Origin of the sequence: Streptomyces sp. NPDC018964 (assembly GCF_044390325.1) — a bacterium.
In the GTDB taxonomy this organism is placed as follows: domain Bacteria; phylum Actinomycetota; class Actinomycetes; order Streptomycetales; family Streptomycetaceae; genus Streptomyces.
In genome coordinates this window covers 362,520-381,252 of sequence record NZ_JBIRYZ010000005.1, presented here as the reverse complement: position 1 = coordinate 381,252, position 18,733 = coordinate 362,520, and the positions used below count along the sequence as shown (strand labels likewise).

14 protein-coding genes are annotated in these 18,733 nt (G+C 72.8%); 10 read left to right on the top strand and 4 right to left on the bottom strand.

Translation table 11 applies throughout. The features are described 5' to 3' along the window. Positions 1-717 (top strand): class III extradiol dioxygenase subunit B-like domain-containing protein, encoded by a 717-nt coding sequence (locus tag ACH5AO_RS11450; protein ID WP_398924019.1) that lies wholly within the window; start codon positions 1-3, stop codon positions 715-717. Positions 718-791: 74 nt separating this feature from the next. On the opposite strand, the gene ACH5AO_RS11445 is transcribed toward ACH5AO_RS11450, so the two are convergent. Together ACH5AO_RS11445 and ACH5AO_RS11440 are read right to left on the bottom strand one after the other, a co-directional pair. Next, positions 792-1,064 (bottom strand): antitoxin, encoded by a 273-nt coding sequence (locus tag ACH5AO_RS11445; protein WP_398924018.1) that lies wholly within the window; start codon positions 1,062-1,064, stop codon positions 792-794. Positions 1,065-1,087: 23 nt separating this feature from the next. Then, the gene (locus ACH5AO_RS11440; protein WP_398924017.1) at positions 1,088-1,351 is read right to left on the bottom strand and encodes a hypothetical protein; all 264 of its coding nucleotides are present in this window, start codon (positions 1,349-1,351) and stop codon (positions 1,088-1,090) included. 182 nt (positions 1,352-1,533) lie between these two features. Between ACH5AO_RS11440 and miaA the strand changes: the two genes are divergently transcribed. The 6 genes from miaA (at position 1,534) to hflX (ending at position 9,789) form a co-directional block, all read left to right on the top strand. Beyond that, positions 1,534-2,472: a tRNA (adenosine(37)-N6)-dimethylallyltransferase MiaA gene (gene miaA, locus ACH5AO_RS11435; protein ID WP_398924016.1), complete on the top strand. Its 939-nt coding sequence runs from the start codon at positions 1,534-1,536 to the stop codon at positions 2,470-2,472. 108 nt (positions 2,473-2,580) lie between these two features. Next, positions 2,581-3,087 (top strand): hypothetical protein, encoded by a 507-nt coding sequence (locus ACH5AO_RS11430; protein WP_398924058.1) that lies wholly within the window; start codon positions 2,581-2,583, stop codon positions 3,085-3,087. 67 nt (positions 3,088-3,154) lie between these two features. Beyond that, the gene (dapF, locus tag ACH5AO_RS11425; protein ID WP_398924015.1) at positions 3,155-4,024 is read left to right on the top strand and encodes a diaminopimelate epimerase; all 870 of its coding nucleotides are present in this window, start codon (positions 3,155-3,157) and stop codon (positions 4,022-4,024) included. Positions 4,025-4,322: 298 nt separating this feature from the next. Further along, a complete protein-coding gene (locus ACH5AO_RS11420) occupies positions 4,323-6,488 on the top strand; it encodes a RelA/SpoT family protein (RefSeq protein ID WP_398924014.1) in 2,166 nt (721 codons plus the stop codon). 100 nt (positions 6,489-6,588) lie between these two features. Continuing rightward, positions 6,589-8,136: a M1 family metallopeptidase gene (locus ACH5AO_RS11415; RefSeq protein WP_398924013.1), complete on the top strand. Its 1,548-nt coding sequence runs from the start codon at positions 6,589-6,591 to the stop codon at positions 8,134-8,136. 159 nt (positions 8,137-8,295) lie between these two features. After that, entirely contained in the window at positions 8,296-9,789 is a 1,494-nt protein-coding gene (hflX, locus tag ACH5AO_RS11410; protein ID WP_398924012.1) for a GTPase HflX, read from the top strand. 488 nt (positions 9,790-10,277) lie between these two features. On the opposite strand, the gene ACH5AO_RS11405 is transcribed toward hflX, so the two are convergent. Beyond that, positions 10,278-11,486 (bottom strand): trypsin-like serine peptidase, encoded by a 1,209-nt coding sequence (locus ACH5AO_RS11405; RefSeq protein WP_398924011.1) that lies wholly within the window; start codon positions 11,484-11,486, stop codon positions 10,278-10,280. A 128-nt stretch (positions 11,487-11,614) separates the two neighbouring features. Next, complete coding sequence (locus tag ACH5AO_RS11400) at positions 11,615-12,829, bottom strand: trypsin-like serine peptidase (protein WP_398924010.1); 1,215 nt, start codon at positions 12,827-12,829, stop codon at positions 11,615-11,617. Between the two features lie 808 nt (positions 12,830-13,637). On the opposite strand from ACH5AO_RS11400, the gene ACH5AO_RS11395 reads away from it, so the two are divergent. From ACH5AO_RS11395 to ACH5AO_RS11385, 3 genes are all read left to right on the top strand, one after another. Continuing rightward, positions 13,638-15,833, top strand: a complete 2,196-nt coding sequence (locus ACH5AO_RS11395; RefSeq protein ID WP_398924057.1) for an aminotransferase class III-fold pyridoxal phosphate-dependent enzyme — start codon at positions 13,638-13,640, stop codon at positions 15,831-15,833. Next, positions 15,728-16,399: a GNAT family N-acetyltransferase gene (locus tag ACH5AO_RS11390; protein ID WP_398924056.1), complete on the top strand. Its 672-nt coding sequence runs from the start codon at positions 15,728-15,730 to the stop codon at positions 16,397-16,399. Before ACH5AO_RS11395 ends, ACH5AO_RS11390 begins: the two co-directional genes overlap by 106 nt. A gap of 212 nt (positions 16,400-16,611) precedes the next feature. Beyond that, the gene (locus ACH5AO_RS11385) at positions 16,612-18,600 is read left to right on the top strand and encodes an ATP-dependent DNA helicase (RefSeq protein WP_398924009.1); all 1,989 of its coding nucleotides are present in this window, start codon (positions 16,612-16,614) and stop codon (positions 18,598-18,600) included. Positions 18,601-18,733 lie beyond the last annotated feature (133 nt).

Here is an 18,733-nt window from a genome sequence, read left to right as displayed (position 1 = left end):
ATGCTTGTCGCCGCCGCCGTCTGCCCGTGCCCGCCGCTGCTCGTGCCGGAGATCGCCACCGGGGCCGCCCCCGAGCTGGACACCGCGCGGACCGCGTGCACGGACGCGCTGGGCGTGCTCGCCGCCGCCCGGCCCGATCTGCTCGTGGTCGTCGGGCCGGGGGACGGCGCGGGGCCCGAGTCCTACCCGGAGGGCACCCCGGGATCCTTCCGGGGCTTCGGCGTCGGTCTGGACGTGCGGCTGGGACCGGACAGGGGCGTGCCGGCCCGGCGGGAACTCCCGTACGGGCTGGCCGTGGGCGCCTGGCTGCTGGATCGCACCGGATGGGCGGACGCCCCCGTGGAGGGACTGGCCGTGGGGGAATCCCTCACGGCCGAGCGGTGCGCCCAGGAGGGGGAGGCCGTCGCCGGCCGGGCGGAGCGGGTCGCGCTGCTGGTGATGGGCGACGCCAGCGCGTGCCGCACGCTCAAGGCGCCCGGTTACCTCGACGAGCGCGCGGCCCCCTTCGACGCGGAACTCGCACGCGCGCTGGGCGCGGCCGACGCCGGGGCCCTGCGTGCGCTGGACACCGGGCTGGCGCGCGAGCTGAAGGTGTCCGGCCGGGCCCCCTGGCAGGTGCTCGCCGGTGCGGCGGCCGGGAACCCGGACCTGGGAGGCGCGCTGCTCTACGAGGACGCCCTCTACGGGGTCGGTTACCTCGTGGCCGCCTGGGCGTAGGCGGCCCGTAGGGAGAACGCGGCGGACGGCCGGGAGCGCTCGGTGTGCTCCGCGGTCGTCCGTCGGTGTGCCGCTCAGGAAGCGGGCGGTGGCCCGGCCGGCGGCATGGTGGTGCCGCCCGCGCCCGAGCCGGGGTCCTTCTTGTGAGCGAGCCGGTCCACGGCATCCTTGGCCTTGCCCGTACCCGTCTGGATCCGGTCGCTGTACTTGCCCTTGGTCCGCTCGTCGACGGTCCGCGCGGCCCTGTCCAGGCCGTGCTGGATCCTGTCCTCGTGCTGGTGCGCGAGGTCGGAGACCTTGTCCTTGGCCGGGCCGAGCCTGGCCTTCAGATTGTCCAGGAGACCCATGACATACCTTCCCTCGCGGCCGCCTACGTGCGGGCGCCCTCACCGGTCTCGCTGTCGGCCGCCTCGGCGGACTGCTGCTTCGGGATCTCGACGGTGTCGGTGCCGGTGACCTCGTCGGCCTCCTTCTCCGCCGGCCCGGTGGTCTCCGGCGCCTCGGCCGACCCCTTCGGCTCCGCGGCCCCGGCCGCGCTCTCCGCGCCGGCCCCGGCTTCGCCGGCCCGGACCTCGTCGGTCCGCGTCTCCTCCGCGGCCTTCGACCTCCGAAAAAGCCGTGCAAAAACGCCCATATTCACTCCATACGTTACTCGTGCGGACGAAATTCCGCGTTGCCCGGTGCGTCCGTTCGTGTGACCCGGGCAGCCGCCCCTGTGATCCGGCGGCAGGAACCTCGCAACGGGCAACGACCCGGCGGCCGTCGCGTCACGTAACCCGTTCGAGAGCCGGGCGGAAGGTTTGCGAGACTGGATCGGTGAGCAGCGCACCCCCCGCCCCCCGCGTCATCGCCGTCGTCGGCCCCACTGCGGCCGGAAAGTCCGATCTGGGCGTATTCCTGGCCCAGCGGCTCGGCGGTGAAGTCGTCAACGCCGACTCCATGCAGCTCTACCGGGGGATGGACATCGGAACCGCCAAGCTGACACCCGAGGAGCGCGGCGGCGTCCCGCACCACCTGCTCGACATCTGGGACGTCACCGTCACCGCGTCCGTCGCCGAGTACCAGCGGCTGGCCCGGGAGCGGATCGACGCGCTGCTCGCCGAGGGGCGCTGGCCCGTCCTCGTCGGCGGTTCCGGCCTCTACGTCCGCGGTGCCGTCGACAACCTGGAGTTCCCGGGCACCGACCCCGAGGTCAGGGCCCGCTTGGAGGAGGAGCTCGCGCTGCGCGGCCCGGGGGCGCTGCACGCCCGCCTCGCCGTGGCGGACCCCGAGGCCGCGCGGGCGATCCTGCCGGGCAACGGCCGCCGCATCGTCCGCGCGCTCGAGGTCATCGAGATCACGGGAAGGCCTTTCACGGCCAACCTCCCGGGCCACGACTCGGTCTACGACACCCTCCAGATCGGCGTCGACGTGGCCCGCCCCGAGCTGGACGAGCGGATCGCCCGCCGGGTCGACCGGATGTGGGAGGCCGGCCTGGTGGAGGAAGTGAGCGCACTCCAGGCGCAGGGGTTGCGCCAGGGGCGCACGGCGTCGCGCGCGCTCGGCTACCAGCAGGTGCTCGCGGCGCTCGCCGGGGAGTGCACCCTCGAAGAGGCGCGGTCCGAGACCGTGCGTGCCACCAAGCGCTTCGCGCGCCGTCAGGATTCATGGTTCAGGCGCGATCCCCGGGTGCACTGGTTGAGTGGGGCCGCGGCGGACCTGACGGAACTTCCGCAGCTCGCGTTGTCGTTGGTCGAACGACCGGTTACAGCCTGATCACGTCCTGGCATCGGGACGCCCAGGCCGTCATCCGGGCCTGTGGCGCCGTGCCATCATCGAGCTTCGATCGACCAGTGGAGTCCTAAGTTGGGAGGGCGCGTGGCGATGGAGGCCGGCCCTCGCGACACCGCACACGGCACCGAACACCTCACCACCGGGCGGGGTGCACCGGAGCAGGAGACGACCGACCGCCTCAGTCCGGACGGACCGGACGAGACGCAGGGCGGCGTGACCGACGACGGCCCCGAGCCGGACGAGATGTTCACGGGCGGCGACGAGGTCGAGGTCGAGCTGCGCCCGCAGCGCCGGCTGCGCATCTGGCAGCTCGCGCCCATCGTCGGGCTGGCCGCGCTCGGCTCCCTGATGTTCGCCTTCCCGCTCGCCTTCGACTTCGGCGACAGCGGCGCCGTGATCGCCATGCTGGGGCTGCTGATCTGCTCCTGCGCGGCCGGCTGGGGCATGATGGCCGCCCGCAGGGTGGGCTCCACCTGGCCGGGCCTGCCGCCCCGGGGCTCCGGACGCAGACCCGACTGGCGGGTCGTGGCCGCCTACGCCGTGCTGGTCGCCGCGGTGGTGGCCCTGGCGGTCTGGCGGGTGGCGAGGCTCCGCTGACGTCTCCCCGCGTGCGGTGGTCCACCGGCGGCGACACGCTGTCACCGGCACCCCTTACGATCGGGGGATGAGCACGCGGATCGCCTTCCTCAAGGGACACGGCACGGAGAACGACTTCGTGATCGTCCCGGACCCCGAGAACGCCGTCGACCTGTCCCCGGCCGCCGTCGCCGCCCTGTGCGACCGCCGCGCGGGCATCGGCGGCGACGGGTTGCTGCACGTGGTGCGGTCCGCGGCACACCCCGAGGCGCGGGCCATGGCGGCGGAGGCCGAGTGGTTCATGGACTACCGCAACGGCGACGGCTCGATCGCCGAGATGTGCGGCAACGGAGTGCGGGTGTTCGCGCGCTACCTCCAGCGCGCCGGGCACGTGTCCGAGGGGGACATCGCGGTCGCCACGCGCGGAGGTGTGAAGACCGTGCACATCGCCAAGGAGGGGGACATCACCGTCGGCATGGGCCGGGCGCTGCTCCCCGAGGGCGACGTCACCGTGAGCGTCGGCGGGCGCAGCTGGCCGGCGCGGAACGTGAACATGGGCAACCCGCACGCCGTGGCCTTCGTGGACGACCTCGCCCACGCGGGCGACCTGTACACCCCGCCTCCTTTCAGTCCGGCCGCCGCCTACCCGGACGGGGTGAACGTGGAGTTCGTCGTCGACCGCGGCCCGCGGCACGTGGCGCTGCGGGTGCACGAGCGCGGGTCCGGCGAGACCCGCTCCTGCGGCACGGGCGCGTGCGCGGTCGCCGTGGCCACCGCCCGCCGCGACGGCGTCGACCCGGGGGTCACCGGCACCCCGGCGACGTACACCGTGGACGTGCCCGGCGGCACCCTCGTGATCACCGAACGGCCCGACGGAGAGATCGAGATGACCGGCCCGGCGGTGATCGTCGCCGAGGGCGTGATCGAGCCCGAGTGGCTGGAGAGTGCCCTGCGCTGACCGGGGCGTCGGCTGGGGATCGCAACTTCCCGTCCGCGCGATGTGAGTATCCGCAGGTACGGAAGGGGTCACGCCTTCAGATCATGGTTGATCCAGGACTCGATGGCGTGAAAGGGACTCCCGTCCGGACTTCGCTCGAATGGGTGATCCGTTTCACGCTCGGCCGGAGGCGGTCAGCCTGAGGGGGTCCGGCTCGGTAGCATCAAGCACCGGCCCGGACGGGGGACGAACACCGTCCCCCGAGCCCGAGTCCGTCCTGGGGCACGCCGTCCGCCGGTCCACGCAGCCGGAGGTGCCCATGAACGCGGAGGCCGTGAACCCTGCGACCCCAGGCCCTGTGACATCTGGTCACGTCACCACACCCACGGGGTCGCGCAGGAAGGCCCGTTCCCGGCTCGACCTGCGCAGGCTGGGCCGCGCCGCGTTGCTCGGCCCCACCGCCCGCGACCGGCTCCCCGACGCCATCGGGCACGTGGTCGACGCCCACCGCGCCCACCACCCCGACGCCGACCTCGAACCCCTGCGCCGCGCCTACCTCCTGGCCGAGTCCTCCCACCGCGGCCAGATGCGCAAGAGCGGTGAGCCGTACATCACGCACCCGCTCGCGGTGACCCTGATCCTCGCCGAACTCGGCGCCGAGACGACGACCTTGACCGCCTCCCTGCTCCACGACACCGTCGAGGACACGGAGGTGACGCTGGATCAGGTGGGCGAGCAGTTCGGCGAGGAGGTCCGCTACCTCGTCGACGGCGTCACCAAGCTGGAGAAGGTCGACTACGGCGCCGCCGCCGAGCCCGAGACCTTCCGCAAGATGCTCGTCGCCACCGGCAACGACGTCCGCGTGATGTCGATCAAACTCGCCGACCGGCTGCACAACATGCGCACCCTCGGCGTGATGCGCCCCGAGAAACAGGAACGCATCGCCAAGGTGACACGTGACGTCCTGATCCCCCTCGCCGAACGGCTCGGCGTGCAGGCGCTCAAGACGGAACTGGAAGACCTGGTCTTCGCGATCCTCCACCCCGAGGAGTACGAGCACACACGCGAGTTGGTCGTCCGCAACGCCGCCCGCGCGGACGACCCGCTCGCCGACGTCGCCGACGACGTGCGCAAGGTGCTCCGCGAGGCCGACATCACCGCCGAAGTCCTCATCCGCCCGCGCCACTTCGTCTCCGTGCACCGCGTGTCCCGCAGACGCGGCGCGCTGCGCGGCGCCGACTTCGGCCGTCTGCTGGTGCTGGTGAACGAGGACGCCGACTGCTACGGCGTCCTGGGCGAGCTGCACACCTGCATGACGCCCGTGGTCTCGGAGTTCAAGGACTTCATCGCCGTACCGAAGTTCAACCTGTACCAGTCGCTGCACACCGCGGTGGCCGGTGCGGACGGACAGGTCGTCGAGGTCCTCATCCGCACCCACCAGATGCACAAGGTCGCCGAGGCCGGGGTCGTCGCCCTCGGCAACCCCTACGCCGCACCGCCGGAGGAGCAGTCCGCGAGCGACGGCGAACGCGTCGACCCCACCCGGCCCGGCTGGCTCTCCCGGCTGCTGGAATGGCAGCGGGCCGCGTCCGACCCCGACACCTTCTGGTCCACCCTGCGCGAGGACCTCGCCCAGGACCGCGAGATCACCGTGTTCCGCCCCGACGGGGGCGCACTGGGCCTGCCCGAGGGTGCGACCTGCGTGGACGCCGCCTACGCGCAGTACGGCGAGGACGCCCACGCGTGCATCGGGGCCAGGGTCAACGGCCGGCTGGCGACACTGAGCACCGTCCTCAAGGACGGCGACACCGTTCAGTTGCTGATGGGCCAGGACGCGGCCTCCGAGCCCTCCAGGGAGTGGCTGGAGCACGCCCACACCCCCGCCGCGCGGATCGCCATCCAGCGGTGGCTGACCGCCCATCCCGTACCGGACGAGGCACCCGGGGCCGAGCCGGAGGAGGCCGCCCGGCCGCTCGCCGACGACCCCGCTCCGTCCCCGGCTCCGGATGCCCCGGCCCCCGGCCGTCCCGCCCCTGCCCAGGTCCTGGCCGACCGGGCCGGCGCGACCGTACGGCTCGCCGGCTGCTGCACGCCCGTACCGCCCGACGAGGTGACCGGCTTCGCCGTGCGCGGGGAAACGGTCACCGTGCACCGGACCGGGTGCGCCACGGTGGCGCGCATGAAGAGTGCGGGGCGCGCGGAGGTCGGCGTGCGCTGGGGGGAAGGCGCCGAGTGCAGGGTCACGCTGGTCGCGGAGTCCTTCGTCCGGCCGCATCTGCTGGCGGACCTCACCGAGGCCATGGCCCTCGAAGGCGCCGAGATCGTCTCCGCGACCGTCGAACCCCCGGATCGGCAGCAGGTGCGGCACACCTACACCGTGCAGCTCCCGGACGCCGCCCACCTGCCCGTTCTCATGCGCGCGATGCGCAATGTGGCCGGCGTGTACGACGTGAGCCGGGCCCAGCCGCAGGCACCGGGCACCTGACCGGAGCACGGAACGTCCGAGCGGCGGTGCGACTACCCGATCGGGTGGGCCGGAAGCGCGCCGTCACCACGGCGCACACGCGCCCTGATAGCCGTGGGGAATGCTGCGCACCCCCCACAGACGAACCCCCCGCGCCGGAACCGGTCGCGCACGTCACCGCCGGACGGCCACGGTGCTGCTCGCCCCCGCCGTCTCCGTCTGCCTGATCGCCGCGAGCGCCCCCGCCGTCCCGCTCGGCATCGGTGACCGGCTCTTCCCGCACCTGGGCAACCCCGGGTACGACGTGCTGTCGTACGACATCGCCCTCGACTACCCCGGCCGCAACGACCGGCCGCTGCCGGCCGTCACCACGATCGACGCCCGCCTCACCGCCGACCTGGACCGGATCAACCTCGACTTCGCCCACGGTACGGTCCACTCCGTCGAGGTCGACGGCGGTCCGGCCGGTTTCACCAGTGCCGGGGAGGACCTGGTGATCACGCCCACGGACGACCTGGTCGAGGGCGAGCGGGCCCGGATCACCGTCCGGCACACCAGCGTCCCCGTGGCCGCCGAGGACCGCGAGGGCGGCTGGGTGCGCACCGCGGACGGTCTCGTCATGGCCAACCAGGCCGACGCCGCCCACCTGGTGTTCCCGTGCAACGACCACCCCTCGGACAAGGCGGTGTTCACCTTCCGGATCACCGCGCCCGACGGCCACACGGCCGTCGCGAACGGCCTGCCGGCCGACACCGACCGCACCCGCGGGTCCACCACCTGGACGTACAAGACCCTGCACCCCATGGCGACCGAACTCGCGCAGGTCTCCATCGGCCGTTCCACCGTCCCGCACCGCACCGGCCCGCACGGGCTGCCCCTGCGGGACGTCGTGCCCACCGCGCACCGCGCGGAGCTCGAACCGTGGCTGGCGAAGACCCCCGCCCAGATCTCCTGGATGGAGGAACGGGTCGGCCGCTACCCGTTCGAGACCTACGGCCTGCTCCTCGCCGACGCGTCCACCGGCTTCGCGCTGGAGACCCAGACCCTCTCCCTCTTCGAACGCGGCCTGTTCACCGATCCCGCCATCCCCGCCTGGTACGTCGAATCGATCATGGTGCACGAGCTGGCCCACCAGTGGTTCGGCGACAGCGTCAGTCCCCGCACCTGGTCCGACCTGTGGCTCAACGAGGGCCACGCCACCTGGTACGAGGCGCTGTACGCCCAGGAGCGGGGCGGCGGGTCCCTGGACGAACGCATGAAGGCCGCCTACGAGGCGTCCGACGGCTGGCGCGCGGCCGGCGGACCGCCCGCCGCGCCGAAGCCCCCGGAGCCAGGCCGGAAGACCGGCATCTTCCGGCCGAACGTCTACTCCGGCGCCGCGCTCGTGCTGTACGCCCTGCGCGAGGAGATCGGCCGTGCCGCCTTCGAACGCCTGGAGCGCGACTGGGTCACCCGCCACCGGAACGGCACCGCCACCACCTCCGACTTCGTCCGGCTGGCGTCCCGCGTCGCCGGACGCGACCTGACCGGCTTCCTGCACCCCTGGCTGTATGGGGCCACGACCCCGCCGATGCCCGGCCGCCCCGAGTGGAAGTCCGCGGCCCGGGCCGCGACACCCGACCGGAAGCCGCTCCCGCCCGCGCATCGACCGGACGGGGACCGGGAATAACACGGTGACGAGACGGGCCGTACCGTGCGACCATCGTCAGGTCCGCGCCCCTCGGGGACCGGGAATCTCCCGGGCGCCCCGGACGTTGTGGACAGTGACGGAGGGTCCCACGGACCGGCTCCGTCGCCACAGAAGGTTTACCGACGACGTAAGGACCCAATGACCTCCTCTTCTTCCCCTTCCCAGGACACCAAGCGCCTCGCGCACACCTATCCCGAGGGTCTTCGGGCCGATGCCCTGATGGAAGAGGACGTCGCCTGGAGTCTCGACATCGACGGAGAGCGGGACGGCGACCAGTTCGATCGCTCCGAGCGCGCGGCCCTGCGCCGTGTCGCGGGTCTCTCCACCGAGCTCGAGGACGTCACCGAGGTCGAGTACCGGCAGCTCCGCCTGGAGCGGGTCGTGCTCGTCGGGGTGTGGACCTCGGGAACCGTGCAGGACGCGGAGAACTCCCTGGCCGAGCTCGCCGCCCTCGCGGAGACGGCCGGCGCCCTCGTCCTCGACGGCGTGATCCAGCGCCGCGACAAGCCCGACGCCGCCACCTACATCGGCTCCGGCAAGGCCGAGGAACTGCGCGACATCGTGCTCGACACGGGCGCGGACACCGTCATCTGCGACGGTGAGCTCAGCCCCGGCCAGCTGATCCACCTCGAGGACGTCGTCAAGGTCAAGGTCATCGACCGTACGGCCCTGATCCTGGACATCTTCGCCCAGCACGCCAAGTCCCGAGAGGGCAAGGCGCAGGTCGCGCTCGCGCAGATGCAGTACATGCTGCCGCGGCTGCGCGGCTGGGGTCAGTCGCTGTCCCGGCAGATGGGCGGCGGCAAGGGCGGTGGCCTCGCCACCCGTGGTCCCGGTGAGACCAAGATCGAGACGGACCGGCGCCGGATCCGCGAGAAGATGGCGAAGATGCGCCGGGAGATCGCGGAGATGAAGACCGGCCGCGAGATCAAGCGCCAGGAGCGCAAGCGCCACAAGGTGCCGTCCGTGGCCATCGCGGGCTACACCAACGCGGGCAAGTCCTCGCTGCTCAACCGCCTCACGGGTGCGGGCGTCCTGGTCGAGAACGCCCTGTTCGCGACCCTCGACCCGACCGTGCGCCGGGCCGAGACCCCGAGCGGCCGGCTGTACACGCTGGCCGACACGGTCGGCTTCGTCCGGCACCTGCCGCACCACCTGGTCGAGGCGTTCCGCTCCACGATGGAGGAGGTCGGCGACGCCGACCTGATCCTGCACGTGGTGGACGGTTCGCACCCGGTCCCGGAGGAGCAGCTGGCGGCCGTGCGCGAGGTGATCAGGGACGTCGGCGCCACCGACGTACCCGAGATCGTCGTGATCAACAAGGCCGACGCGGCCGACCCGCTGACGCTCCAGCGGCTGCTGCGGGTGGAGAAGCGCTCCATCGCGGTCTCGGCCCGCACCGGCCGGGGCATCGCGGAGTTGCTGGCACTGATCGACGCCGAGCTGCCCCGCCCGTCCGTGGAGATCGAGGCACTCGTCCCCTACACCCACGGCAAGCTGGTCGCCCGCGCCCATGACGAGGGCGAGGTGATCTCCGAGGAGCACACCCCGGAGGGCACCCTGCTCAAGGTCCGGGTGCACGAGGAACTGGCGGCGGAACTCACGCCGTACGTTCCCACCCCGGCCGGCTGAACCACGCACGGCGGGGGCGAAGGCCCGCCCCTGCCCGGCGCTTCCCAGGGGGCGCCGCGACACGTGGTCGTGTCGACCGGGCCGCGAGCAGTTCACGCAGGCGCTCGGCCGAGGTTTCCCGGCCGAGCGTTCCGCGTGGGCGACCGTCCGGTTCCGCGGCGACGGCGGCCGACGGGCTTCTGCCCGGCTCACCGCTGTCGCACGAACCGTGGCCTTCTCCCGGAGCCGGTCGGCGACGTGGATCCGTCCGTTCTCGCGCGGGTGCCTGGACAGGGCAGGGGGCGGCACTGCGACCGTTACGCCCTCGGCGACCCGTCTTCGGGCCGACACCGACGATCTGGCACGCCTGGCCGTCGCTCCCCCCGCCGTGTGAGCCGGAAGCACGTCTCCGGCTCACACGGCGGCTTCTTCGGCGGCTGAACCGGGGGGCCACGACGACCACGGGAACGGAAGCCCACGGCAGGAGGCGTGCCTTCGCCCCGTGCGGATCACTGACCGCCGTAGGTCTCGCTCATGTTCTGGTACAGCGCCTCGGCGTCCTCGCCGAGCTGCGGGCCCGCCAGCCAGGTGTTGTCCATCGGGCCGATCGAGGTGTTGGAGACCAGCACCGTCTCGCCGTCCAGTACCCGGAACCAGCCGCCGCCGGACGAGCCGCCGGTCATGGAGCAGCCGATGCGGTACATCGTCGGCAGGTCCGCGCTGAGCGAGAACCGTCCCGGGGCGTCGAGGCACTTGAACATCTGCAGGCCGTTGTAGGGCGGGGCGGCCGGGTAGCCCCAGGCGCCCATCTCGCCCGCCTCCGCCGCGGACGGCGCGGAGAAGTCGACGTCCAGCGCGGCGCCGACCGTCTCCTCCAGGGACTTCGACCCCTGCTCCGGCTTCACGTGCAGCACGGCGTAGTCGTACGCGGCCCCGTCGCCGCCGGACTCCGAGCCGCCCTGGATCCAGCCGTTGGAGGTCGACGCCCAGTCCGCCCACCAGTTGCCGTAGGGGGCGGTCTCGGAGGCGCTCGCGTCGCCCAGCTCCGCCTCCGACTTGCCGAGGTCGTTGTAGGCCGGCACGAAGACGAGGTTGCGGTACCAGCCACCGTTGCCGCCTGCGTGGACGCAGTGTCCGGCCGTCCAGACGAGGTTGGACCTGCCCGGGTGGTTCACGTCCTTGACGACCGTGCCGGAACAGACGGAGGGGCCCTCGGGGGAGTCGAAGAACACCTTGCCGACCGGCGCCGCGTTCTCGTGGTACGGCGTCTTCTCGGCCTCCGCCCGGACCTGGGCCGGCTCCGGGTCACTGACGCCCCGGGCCGCCGACGCGTCCTTGACCGAGACGGTCTTGTCGGCCTCCTTCGCGGACCGCATCCGGTCGGGCTTCCACAGGCCCTCGATCACCGGATTGACGAAGTCCTCGGCCTCACTGAGCCACTTGTCCTTGTCCCAGTCCTTCCAGGCGCCGTCCTTCCACTCGTCGACGTCGATCCCGTGCTCCTTGAGCCGGTCCTTGATGTCGTCCGGGATCCGTACCTTGCCGCCGTCGCCGCCGGCGGCCTGGGAGGTGGTGGCGTCGGGCTTGTCGTTCGCCTCGTCCTCCCCGGAACCGCCGCAGGCGGTCGTGGTGAGCGCCAGGGTGACGACGAGCCCGGCGGCGCCGAGGATGGTGCGACGGCCGCGTCCGAGCGGCGCGGACGTACGTGTGGAACGCATGGTGCGATGACCCCCGTTGACGTGAATGAATGCCCTGCCGCCGCGTGCGTGGATCTCCGGGGCCTCGGCACCGGGTGCCGTCGCCCCGGCCGGTCCCGCGCGGCGGCACGCGGGACCGGCCGCGCCGGTCACCGACCGGAGAACTTCTCGCTGACCGCGTCGTACAGGCCCTTGGCCGCGTCATCCAGTCGCGGACCGGCCAGCCAGCCCGACGTCACCGGGCCGATGGAGGTGTTGGACACCAGTGCCGGCTTCCCGTCCGAACCCGTCGCGACCCAGCCGCCACCGGACGAACCGGCGGTCATGCTGCACCCGATGCGGTACATCGTCGGGTCCGACGCGTCGAGCGACAGCCGTCCGGGCTTGTCCTGGCAGCGGTACAGCGTCCCACCGTCGTACGGCGAGGCGGCCGGGTAGCCGATCGCCGTGATCTCCTCCACGTCCGGCACCGCGGGAGCGTCGAAGTCCACCGGCAGCGCCGAACCGACCGTCTCCTCCAGCGACTTGCCGTCGCCGCCCTCCTCCGGCGTCACGTGGATGACCGCGTAGTCGTACGAGGCGCCGTCACCGCCCGTGGAACCGCCCTGCTCGATCCACTGGTCCGAGGTCTGCGCCCAGTCGCCCCACCAGACGCCGTACGGAGCGACCTCCTCCTTCGTGGCGGTCTCCAGCTCCTTCGCCGACCTGCCCGCGTCGTTGTACGACGGCACGAAGGCGATGTTGCGGTACCAGCCGCCCTTCTTGCCCGCGTGCACACAGTGGCCCGCCGTCCACACCATGTTGGACTTGCCCGGGTTGGCCGGGTCCTGCACCACCGTGGCCGAGCAGACCATCGTGCCCTCGGGCGAGTCGAAGAACACCTTGCCCGCAGTCGGGGCGTTGGCGTGGTACGACGGCGCGACGGCCTCCGCCTGCACCGGCTCCGGAGTCGGGTCCGTCACGCCCTGGTCACCGGAGATGTCGCTCTCGTCGACCCCCTGGTCCGGCTCCTCGGCGTCCCGCATGCGGTCCGGGTCCCACAGGCCCTCGATGATCGGGTTGACGTAGTCCTGCGCCTCGCGCAGCCAGTCGTCCTTGCTCCAGTCCTTCCAGGCGCCGTCCCTCCACTTGTCGAGGTCGATCCCGTGTTCCTTGAGCCGGTCCTTGATGTCGTCCGGGATCTTGAACTTGCCGTCGTCGGCGGCGGTCGCGGAGGCCCCGGCGCTCGCGTCGGTGTCCCCCGATCCGCAGGCGGTGGCGGTGAGGGCGAGCGCCGAGGCGAGCGCGACAGCGGCCAGAACGGGGGAGGTCCGCCGCGCCCGCCCTCCTCGGCGAGTGGTGGACGACGGCCGTATGGATCGCATGATCTGACTCCCCCTGGAACGAACGGACTTGGCGCTTCGGACGTGGTCCCGCCCCTGCTCCGCGCGGAGTTCGGGGACGCTCCCACGGCCTTCGGGAACGGCACCACACACTATGCGCTCGCCGTGGGGGACGTCAGACGGAACGGCAACGGTTCGGCTACAAGCCGTCTGACCTGGTCGATCTTCCGGAGATACGCCCATTTGAGGCCGGTGGCCCCCGAGTTGCCGGTCCACGGGGCAGGGATCCCGGAGCGACCCGTAACCCGGTGGGTGGTCCGCGGTTGGTAGGGGTGGGGGATCCGCTGCCCGAACCCGGATTCCCCGTGTCGTGGTTCGGCGGGAACACCGGGGAGGACCGAGGACGGTGGCGCAATCCACGGACGAGGGGCGAGGGACCGGTGTCCTGTCGGCCGTCCCGGTACGGGCGCGCGGGACGACCGTCGAGGGCGCTGACGGCCGGTGCTGTCCGGGCTGCCCCTTCGGCGCGGGGACCCTCGCGCCCGGGCACGACCGTCCCGCCGTGCCGGAGGCGATCCGCGGCGTCATCGACTCGGGCGCACCGCTCCACGCCCCCGGCCCGGTGACCCCGGTGAGGGGCGCCTTCGTCACCGGACTGTCGCGCACCCCGCCCCCCGGACTCGCCGAACGCGCCCGCGTGCGCTTCCGCGGACCGGGCCGTGACGACGCGGTGGCCACCGCCCTCCGGCCCGTACGGGCGGCGACCGGACGGGCCGGTGCCGAACTCGCCGACCACCGGCCGGAGTCCGCGCTCGGCGGCACCGCGCCGGACGTGCGCCGTCCTGCCGGGATGATCGTTGAGCCCGTGCGGGACGACGGCGGGCCGCTCCCGGCGCCGGACGCCCGGCCTCGGCGGCTCACGGCCGACCGGTCCGTCCCGTTGATCGCCGACGAGACGCTCACGGGGATCGGACGGACCGGCACCTTCCGGGCCGTGGAGCACGGCGGCACCACGCCGGACGCGAGGGGGCTGTCCGCGGTGACCGGCGGCGGCCTGCCCCTGGCCGTCGTGGTCCACCGCGACGGCCTCGCCCTGCCCGCCTCCCGCATCCACACCGGCAGCCCACTCGCCCCGGCGGCGGGCACGGACGGGCTGACGGCACGAACCCCCGCACCCTGTCACCGCACCACTTCCCGAGGACCCGCCTTGCACACGACCTCCGCACCGGCTGACCGCACGAACCCCGTGGCTCCCCACCAGGGGACAACACCACCCGGCACCGAGCGGCCCGGCAGCGACCTCCTGGACCACCCCGACCCGCGCCGGGCGGCCCACACGGCGGCCCTGGAGAACCTCCTGCGCTGCTGGGTGCGCGAAACCGGCCTCCCCGCCCCGGACGGCGACACCCTGCACATCCCCCTGCCGGCCAGCGGCACGTCCCTGCTGGTCCCCGTGTTCCACTGGTCCCCGACCGGCTGGCACCGCTTCGGTCCTCCCCGCCTGGCCGATGCCCCGGCCCTCGCCCCACCGGTCGACGCCGTCCTGCTCGCCGCCCTCCTCGGCAGGGAGAACGCAGGCATCCCGGAACCGGTACGTCCCCCGGCCGGCGACGGCACCGACCTGGTCGCGCGCGTCGCCGACTCCGTACGGCGTGTCAGCGCCTTCGTCAGCGACCGGCGGGCGGACACGGCCGACCACCCCGACCTCTTCCTCGCCGCCGAACAGTCACTCGTCCTCGGGCATCCGCTGCACCCGGACCCGAAGAGCCGCGAGGGCCTCTCCGACGCCGAGGCGCAGCGGTACTCTCCCGAGTCGCGCGGCTCCTTCCCGCTGCACTGGATGGCTGTCGCACCGTCCCTGCTCGCCACCGACTCCGCCTGGACCGAGCGCGGACGCCCCGTCCCCGCGGCCCGCCTGACCGCACGTCTCGCCGGTCCCGGACTGTCGCTGCCCGACGGCTACGCGGCCCTCCCCGTGCACCCCTGGCAACTGAACCAGATCCGCCACCGTCCCGAGGCCGCCGCGCTGCTGGACGCCGGACTGCTCCGGGACCTCGGCGGCCACGGTGCTCCGTGGCACCCCACCTCCTCCGTACGCACCGTCCACCGGACCGGCGCTCCGGCCATGCTCAAGCTCTCCCTGGGCCTGCGCATCACCAACTCCCGCCGGGAGAACCTCCGCAAGGAACTCCACCGGGGGGTCGAGGTCCACCGCCTGCTGCGCACCGGACTGTCCCAGCGGTGGCGGGCCGCGCACCCCGGCTTCGACATCGTCCGGGACCCGGCCTGGATCGCCGTGGACACGCCGGCCGGTGACCCCGTGCCCGGACTCGACGCGGTGATCCGGCACAACCCGTTCCAGCCGCGTGACGACGTCGCCTGCGTCGCCGGACTGCTCTCGCCGCGGCCCCGGCCCGGTGGCCGTACGGGATCCCGGCTGGCCGAGATCGTCACCCGCCTCACCGGTCGCACGGGGCGGCCGTCCGCGGCCGTCGCCGCCGAGTGGTTCCTGCGGTACCTGGAACACGTGGTGCGGCCCGTGCTGTGGCTGGACGGAGAAGCCGGCATCGCCCTCGAGGCGCACCAGCAGAACACCCTGCTGCTGCTGGACGCCGACGGCTGGCCCGCGGGCGGACGCCACCGGGACAACCAGGGCTACTACTTCCGCGCGTCGCGACGCGCGGAACTCGACGCCCGGCTGCCCGGCATCGGCGAGCACAGCGACACCTTCGTCTCCGACGAGGTCACCGACGAACGCTTCGCCTACTACCTGGGCGTCAACAACGTCCTCGGGCTCATCGGCGCCTTCGGCTCCCAGCGCCTGGCCGACGAACGGCTGCTGCTCGCCGCCTTCCGCCGGTTCCTCACCACGGTGTCCACCGGACCGGCCCGGACGCGCAGCACGCTGCCCGCCCGCCTGCTGGACTCACCCGTCCTGCGCTGCAAGGCGAACCTGCTGACCCGGCTGCACGGCCTCGACGAACTCGTCGGCCCGGTCGACACCCAGTCCGTCTACGTCACCATCGCCAACCCCCTGCACCTGTGATGTCCGACCACATCGGCGCCTGGGGCCCGGCCCGCACTCCCGCGGGCCTGTTCCGGCTCGTCCCCGTTCGCGTCGAGCGGGATCTGCCTCTTCTGTCACGGTGGATGAACGACCCGGCCGTCGCCGTGTACTGGGAACTCTCCGGACCGCCGGCCGTGACGGCCCGCCACCTGCGGGCCCAGCTCACCGGTGACGGACACAGCGTTCCGTGCCTCGGCGTCCTGGACGGCACGCCGATGAGCTACTGGGAGGTCTACCGCGCGGACCTCGACCCCTTGGCCCTCCACTACCCGGCCCGGCCCCACGACACCGGACTCCACGTCCTCATCGGCGCCGCGGGCGACCGGGGGCGGGGCCTCGGCAGCGTCCTGCTCAGGGCGGTCGCCGACCTCGCCCTCGCCAGGAGGCCCGCTTCACCGCGTGTCGTCGCGGAACCCGACCTGCGCAACGTTCCCTCCGTCACCGCCTTCCTCAACGCGGGCTTCCGCTTCTCGGCCGAGGTCGATCTGCCCACCAAGCGGGCCGCCCTCATGGTCCGGGACCGCTCCCTGCGCCATCTGATGTAGCTCCGTCCCCGTGCCCTCGCGACCGGTGCGCCGCCCACGCTGCCGCGGTTCCCCCTCACGCCGCGGCGGTCCCCCGGCCACCTGCCCGTGCCCCGCCCCAGCGACTCTCCAGCCCCCACCCCACCCGACGGAGGAGCCCCCGTCTTGATCACATCCCCAGCCCTCGCGGTGATCGCACGAATGTCGGTGCCGGGCCGTAGGGTGGTCGCGCTATGACGAAGCCCTCACTCCCCGAACTCCTGCACGCCGCCGTCACCGCCGTCGGCGGCACGGAGCGCCCCGGCCAGGTGGCCATGGCCGAAGCCGTCGCCGAGGCGATCGACGACGGAGCCCATCTGCTGGTCCAGGCCGGCACCGGCACCGGAAAGTCGCTGGGCTATCTGGTGCCCGCGCTCGCGCAGGGGGAGCGGGTGGTGGTGGCGACGGCCACCCTGGCCCTGCAGCGCCAGCTGGTGGAGCGTGACCTGCCGCGCACGGTGGAGTCGCTGCATCCGCTGCTGCGCCGTCGCCCGGAGTTCGCGATGCTCAAGGGCCGCTCCAACTACCTGTGCCTGCACCGGCTGCACGAGGGCGTGCCGCAGGACGAGGAGGAAGGGCTCTTCGACCAGTTCGAGGCGGCCGCGCCCACCAGCAGACTGGGCCAGGACCTGCTGCGCCTGCGCGACTGGTCCGACGAGACGGAGACCGGTGACCGGGACGACCTCACGCCGGGCGTGTCCGACCGGGCCTGGTCCCAGGTGTCGGTGTCGTCACGGGAGTGCCTGGGCGCCACGAAGTGCGCCTACGGGGCCGAGTGCTTCGCCGAGGCGGCCCGTGAGCGCGCCAAGCTGGCCGAGGTGGTCGTCACCAACCACGCCCTGCTCGCGATCGACGCCATCGAGGGCGCCCCGGTGCTTCCGCCGCACGAGGTGCTGATCGTCGACGAGGCCCATGAGCTGGTCTCCCGGGTCACCGGGGTCGCCACCGGGGAGCTCACCCCCGGGCAGGTCAACCGCGCGGTGCGGCGCGCCGCGAAGCTCGTCGACGAGAAGGCCGCCGACCAGCTCCAGACCGCCGCCGAAGGGTTCGAACGGCTGATGGAGCTGGCCCTTCCGGGCCGGCTGGAGGAGATCCCGGAGGACCTCGGATACGCGCTCATGGCGCTGCGCGACTCCTGCCGCACCGTCATCTCCGCCCTCGGCAACACCCGCGACAAGTCCGTCCAGGACGAGGACGCGGTCCGCAAACAGGCGCTGGCCTCCGTGGAGAGCGTGCACGACGTGGCGGAGCGGATCACGCACGGCTCCGAGTGGGACGTCGTCTGGTACGAGCGGCACGACCGCTTCGGGGCGTCCCTGCGCGTCGCCCCCATGTCCGTCTCGGGCCTGCTGCGGGAGAAGCTCTTCACCGAACGCTCCGTGATCCTGACCTCCGCGACGCTGAAGCTGGGCGGCGACTTCAACGGTGTGGGAGCCTCCCTGGGGCTCGGTCCCGAGGGCGCCGAAGGCGATGACCTTCCCCGGTGGAAGGGCGTCGACGTGGGGTCACCGTTCGACTACCCCCGGCAGGGCATCCTCTACGTCGCGAAGCACCTGGCGCGCCCGGCCCGTGACGGCGACCGCGGGGACATGCTGGACGAGCTGACCGAGCTGATCCAGGCGGCGGGCGGCCGCACCCTGGGGCTGTTCTCCTCGATGCGGGCCGCCCAGCTCGCCGCCGAGGAGCTGCGCTCCCGCATCCCGGAGTTCCCGATCCTCCTCCAGGGGGAGGAGACCCTCGGCGAACTGATCAAGAACTTCGCGGCCGATCCGAAGACCTGTCTCTTCGGCACGCTGTCGCTCTGGCAGGGTGTCGACGTACCGGGTCCGAGCTGTCAGCTGGTGGTCATGGACAAGATCCCCTTCCCGCGCCCGGACGACCCCTTGATGAGCGCCCGCCAGAAGGCCGTGGAGGAAGCCGGCGGCAACGGTTTCATGGCGGTCGCCGCCACCCATGCGGCGCTGCTGATGGCGCAGGGCGCCGGCCGTCTGGTGCGCGCCTCGGGCGACCGGGGCGTGGTGGCCGTACTGGACCAGCGGCTGGCCACTGCCCGGTACGGCAGCTATCTGAAGGCCTCGCTGCCCGACTTCTGGTACACCACGGACCGCAACCAGGTCAGGAAGTCGCTGGCCGCGATCGACGCGACGGCGCAACGGGCGGAGGCGGGGACGACGTCGCAGTGAGTGAGGTGGCGTGCCGCGGCACGCCACCTCACCGGAAGCACACGCCACCCGTCGGAAGCGGCGGCCGCAACCGGTCCGTCCGGACAGCACAGGACCCCGGAACCGGCGCAGGGGTCCCGGGGCCCGGTCAGGG

Coding starts and splice junctions, on each gene's coding strand:
- ACH5AO_RS11450 (WP_398924019.1), top strand. CDS start 1: ATGCTTGTCGCCGCCGCCGTCTGCCCGTGCCCGCCGCTGCTCGTGCCG.
- ACH5AO_RS11445 (WP_398924018.1), bottom strand. CDS start 1,064: ATGGGTCTCCTGGACAATCTGAAGGCCAGGCTCGGCCCGGCCAAGGAC.
- ACH5AO_RS11440 (WP_398924017.1), bottom strand. CDS start 1,351: ATGGGCGTTTTTGCACGGCTTTTTCGGAGGTCGAAGGCCGCGGAGGAG.
- ACH5AO_RS11430 (WP_398924058.1), top strand. CDS start 2,581: ATGGAGGCCGGCCCTCGCGACACCGCACACGGCACCGAACACCTCACC.
- dapF (WP_398924015.1), top strand. CDS start 3,155: ATGAGCACGCGGATCGCCTTCCTCAAGGGACACGGCACGGAGAACGAC.
- ACH5AO_RS11420 (WP_398924014.1), top strand. CDS start 4,323: ATGAACGCGGAGGCCGTGAACCCTGCGACCCCAGGCCCTGTGACATCT.
- ACH5AO_RS11415 (WP_398924013.1), top strand. CDS start 6,589: ATGCTGCGCACCCCCCACAGACGAACCCCCCGCGCCGGAACCGGTCGC.
- hflX (WP_398924012.1), top strand. CDS start 8,296: ATGACCTCCTCTTCTTCCCCTTCCCAGGACACCAAGCGCCTCGCGCAC.
- ACH5AO_RS11405 (WP_398924011.1), bottom strand. CDS start 11,486: ATGCGTTCCACACGTACGTCCGCGCCGCTCGGACGCGGCCGTCGCACC.
- ACH5AO_RS11400 (WP_398924010.1), bottom strand. CDS start 12,829: ATGCGATCCATACGGCCGTCGTCCACCACTCGCCGAGGAGGGCGGGCG.
- ACH5AO_RS11395 (WP_398924057.1), top strand. CDS start 13,638: ATGATCGTTGAGCCCGTGCGGGACGACGGCGGGCCGCTCCCGGCGCCG.
- ACH5AO_RS11385 (WP_398924009.1), top strand. CDS start 16,612: ATGACGAAGCCCTCACTCCCCGAACTCCTGCACGCCGCCGTCACCGCC.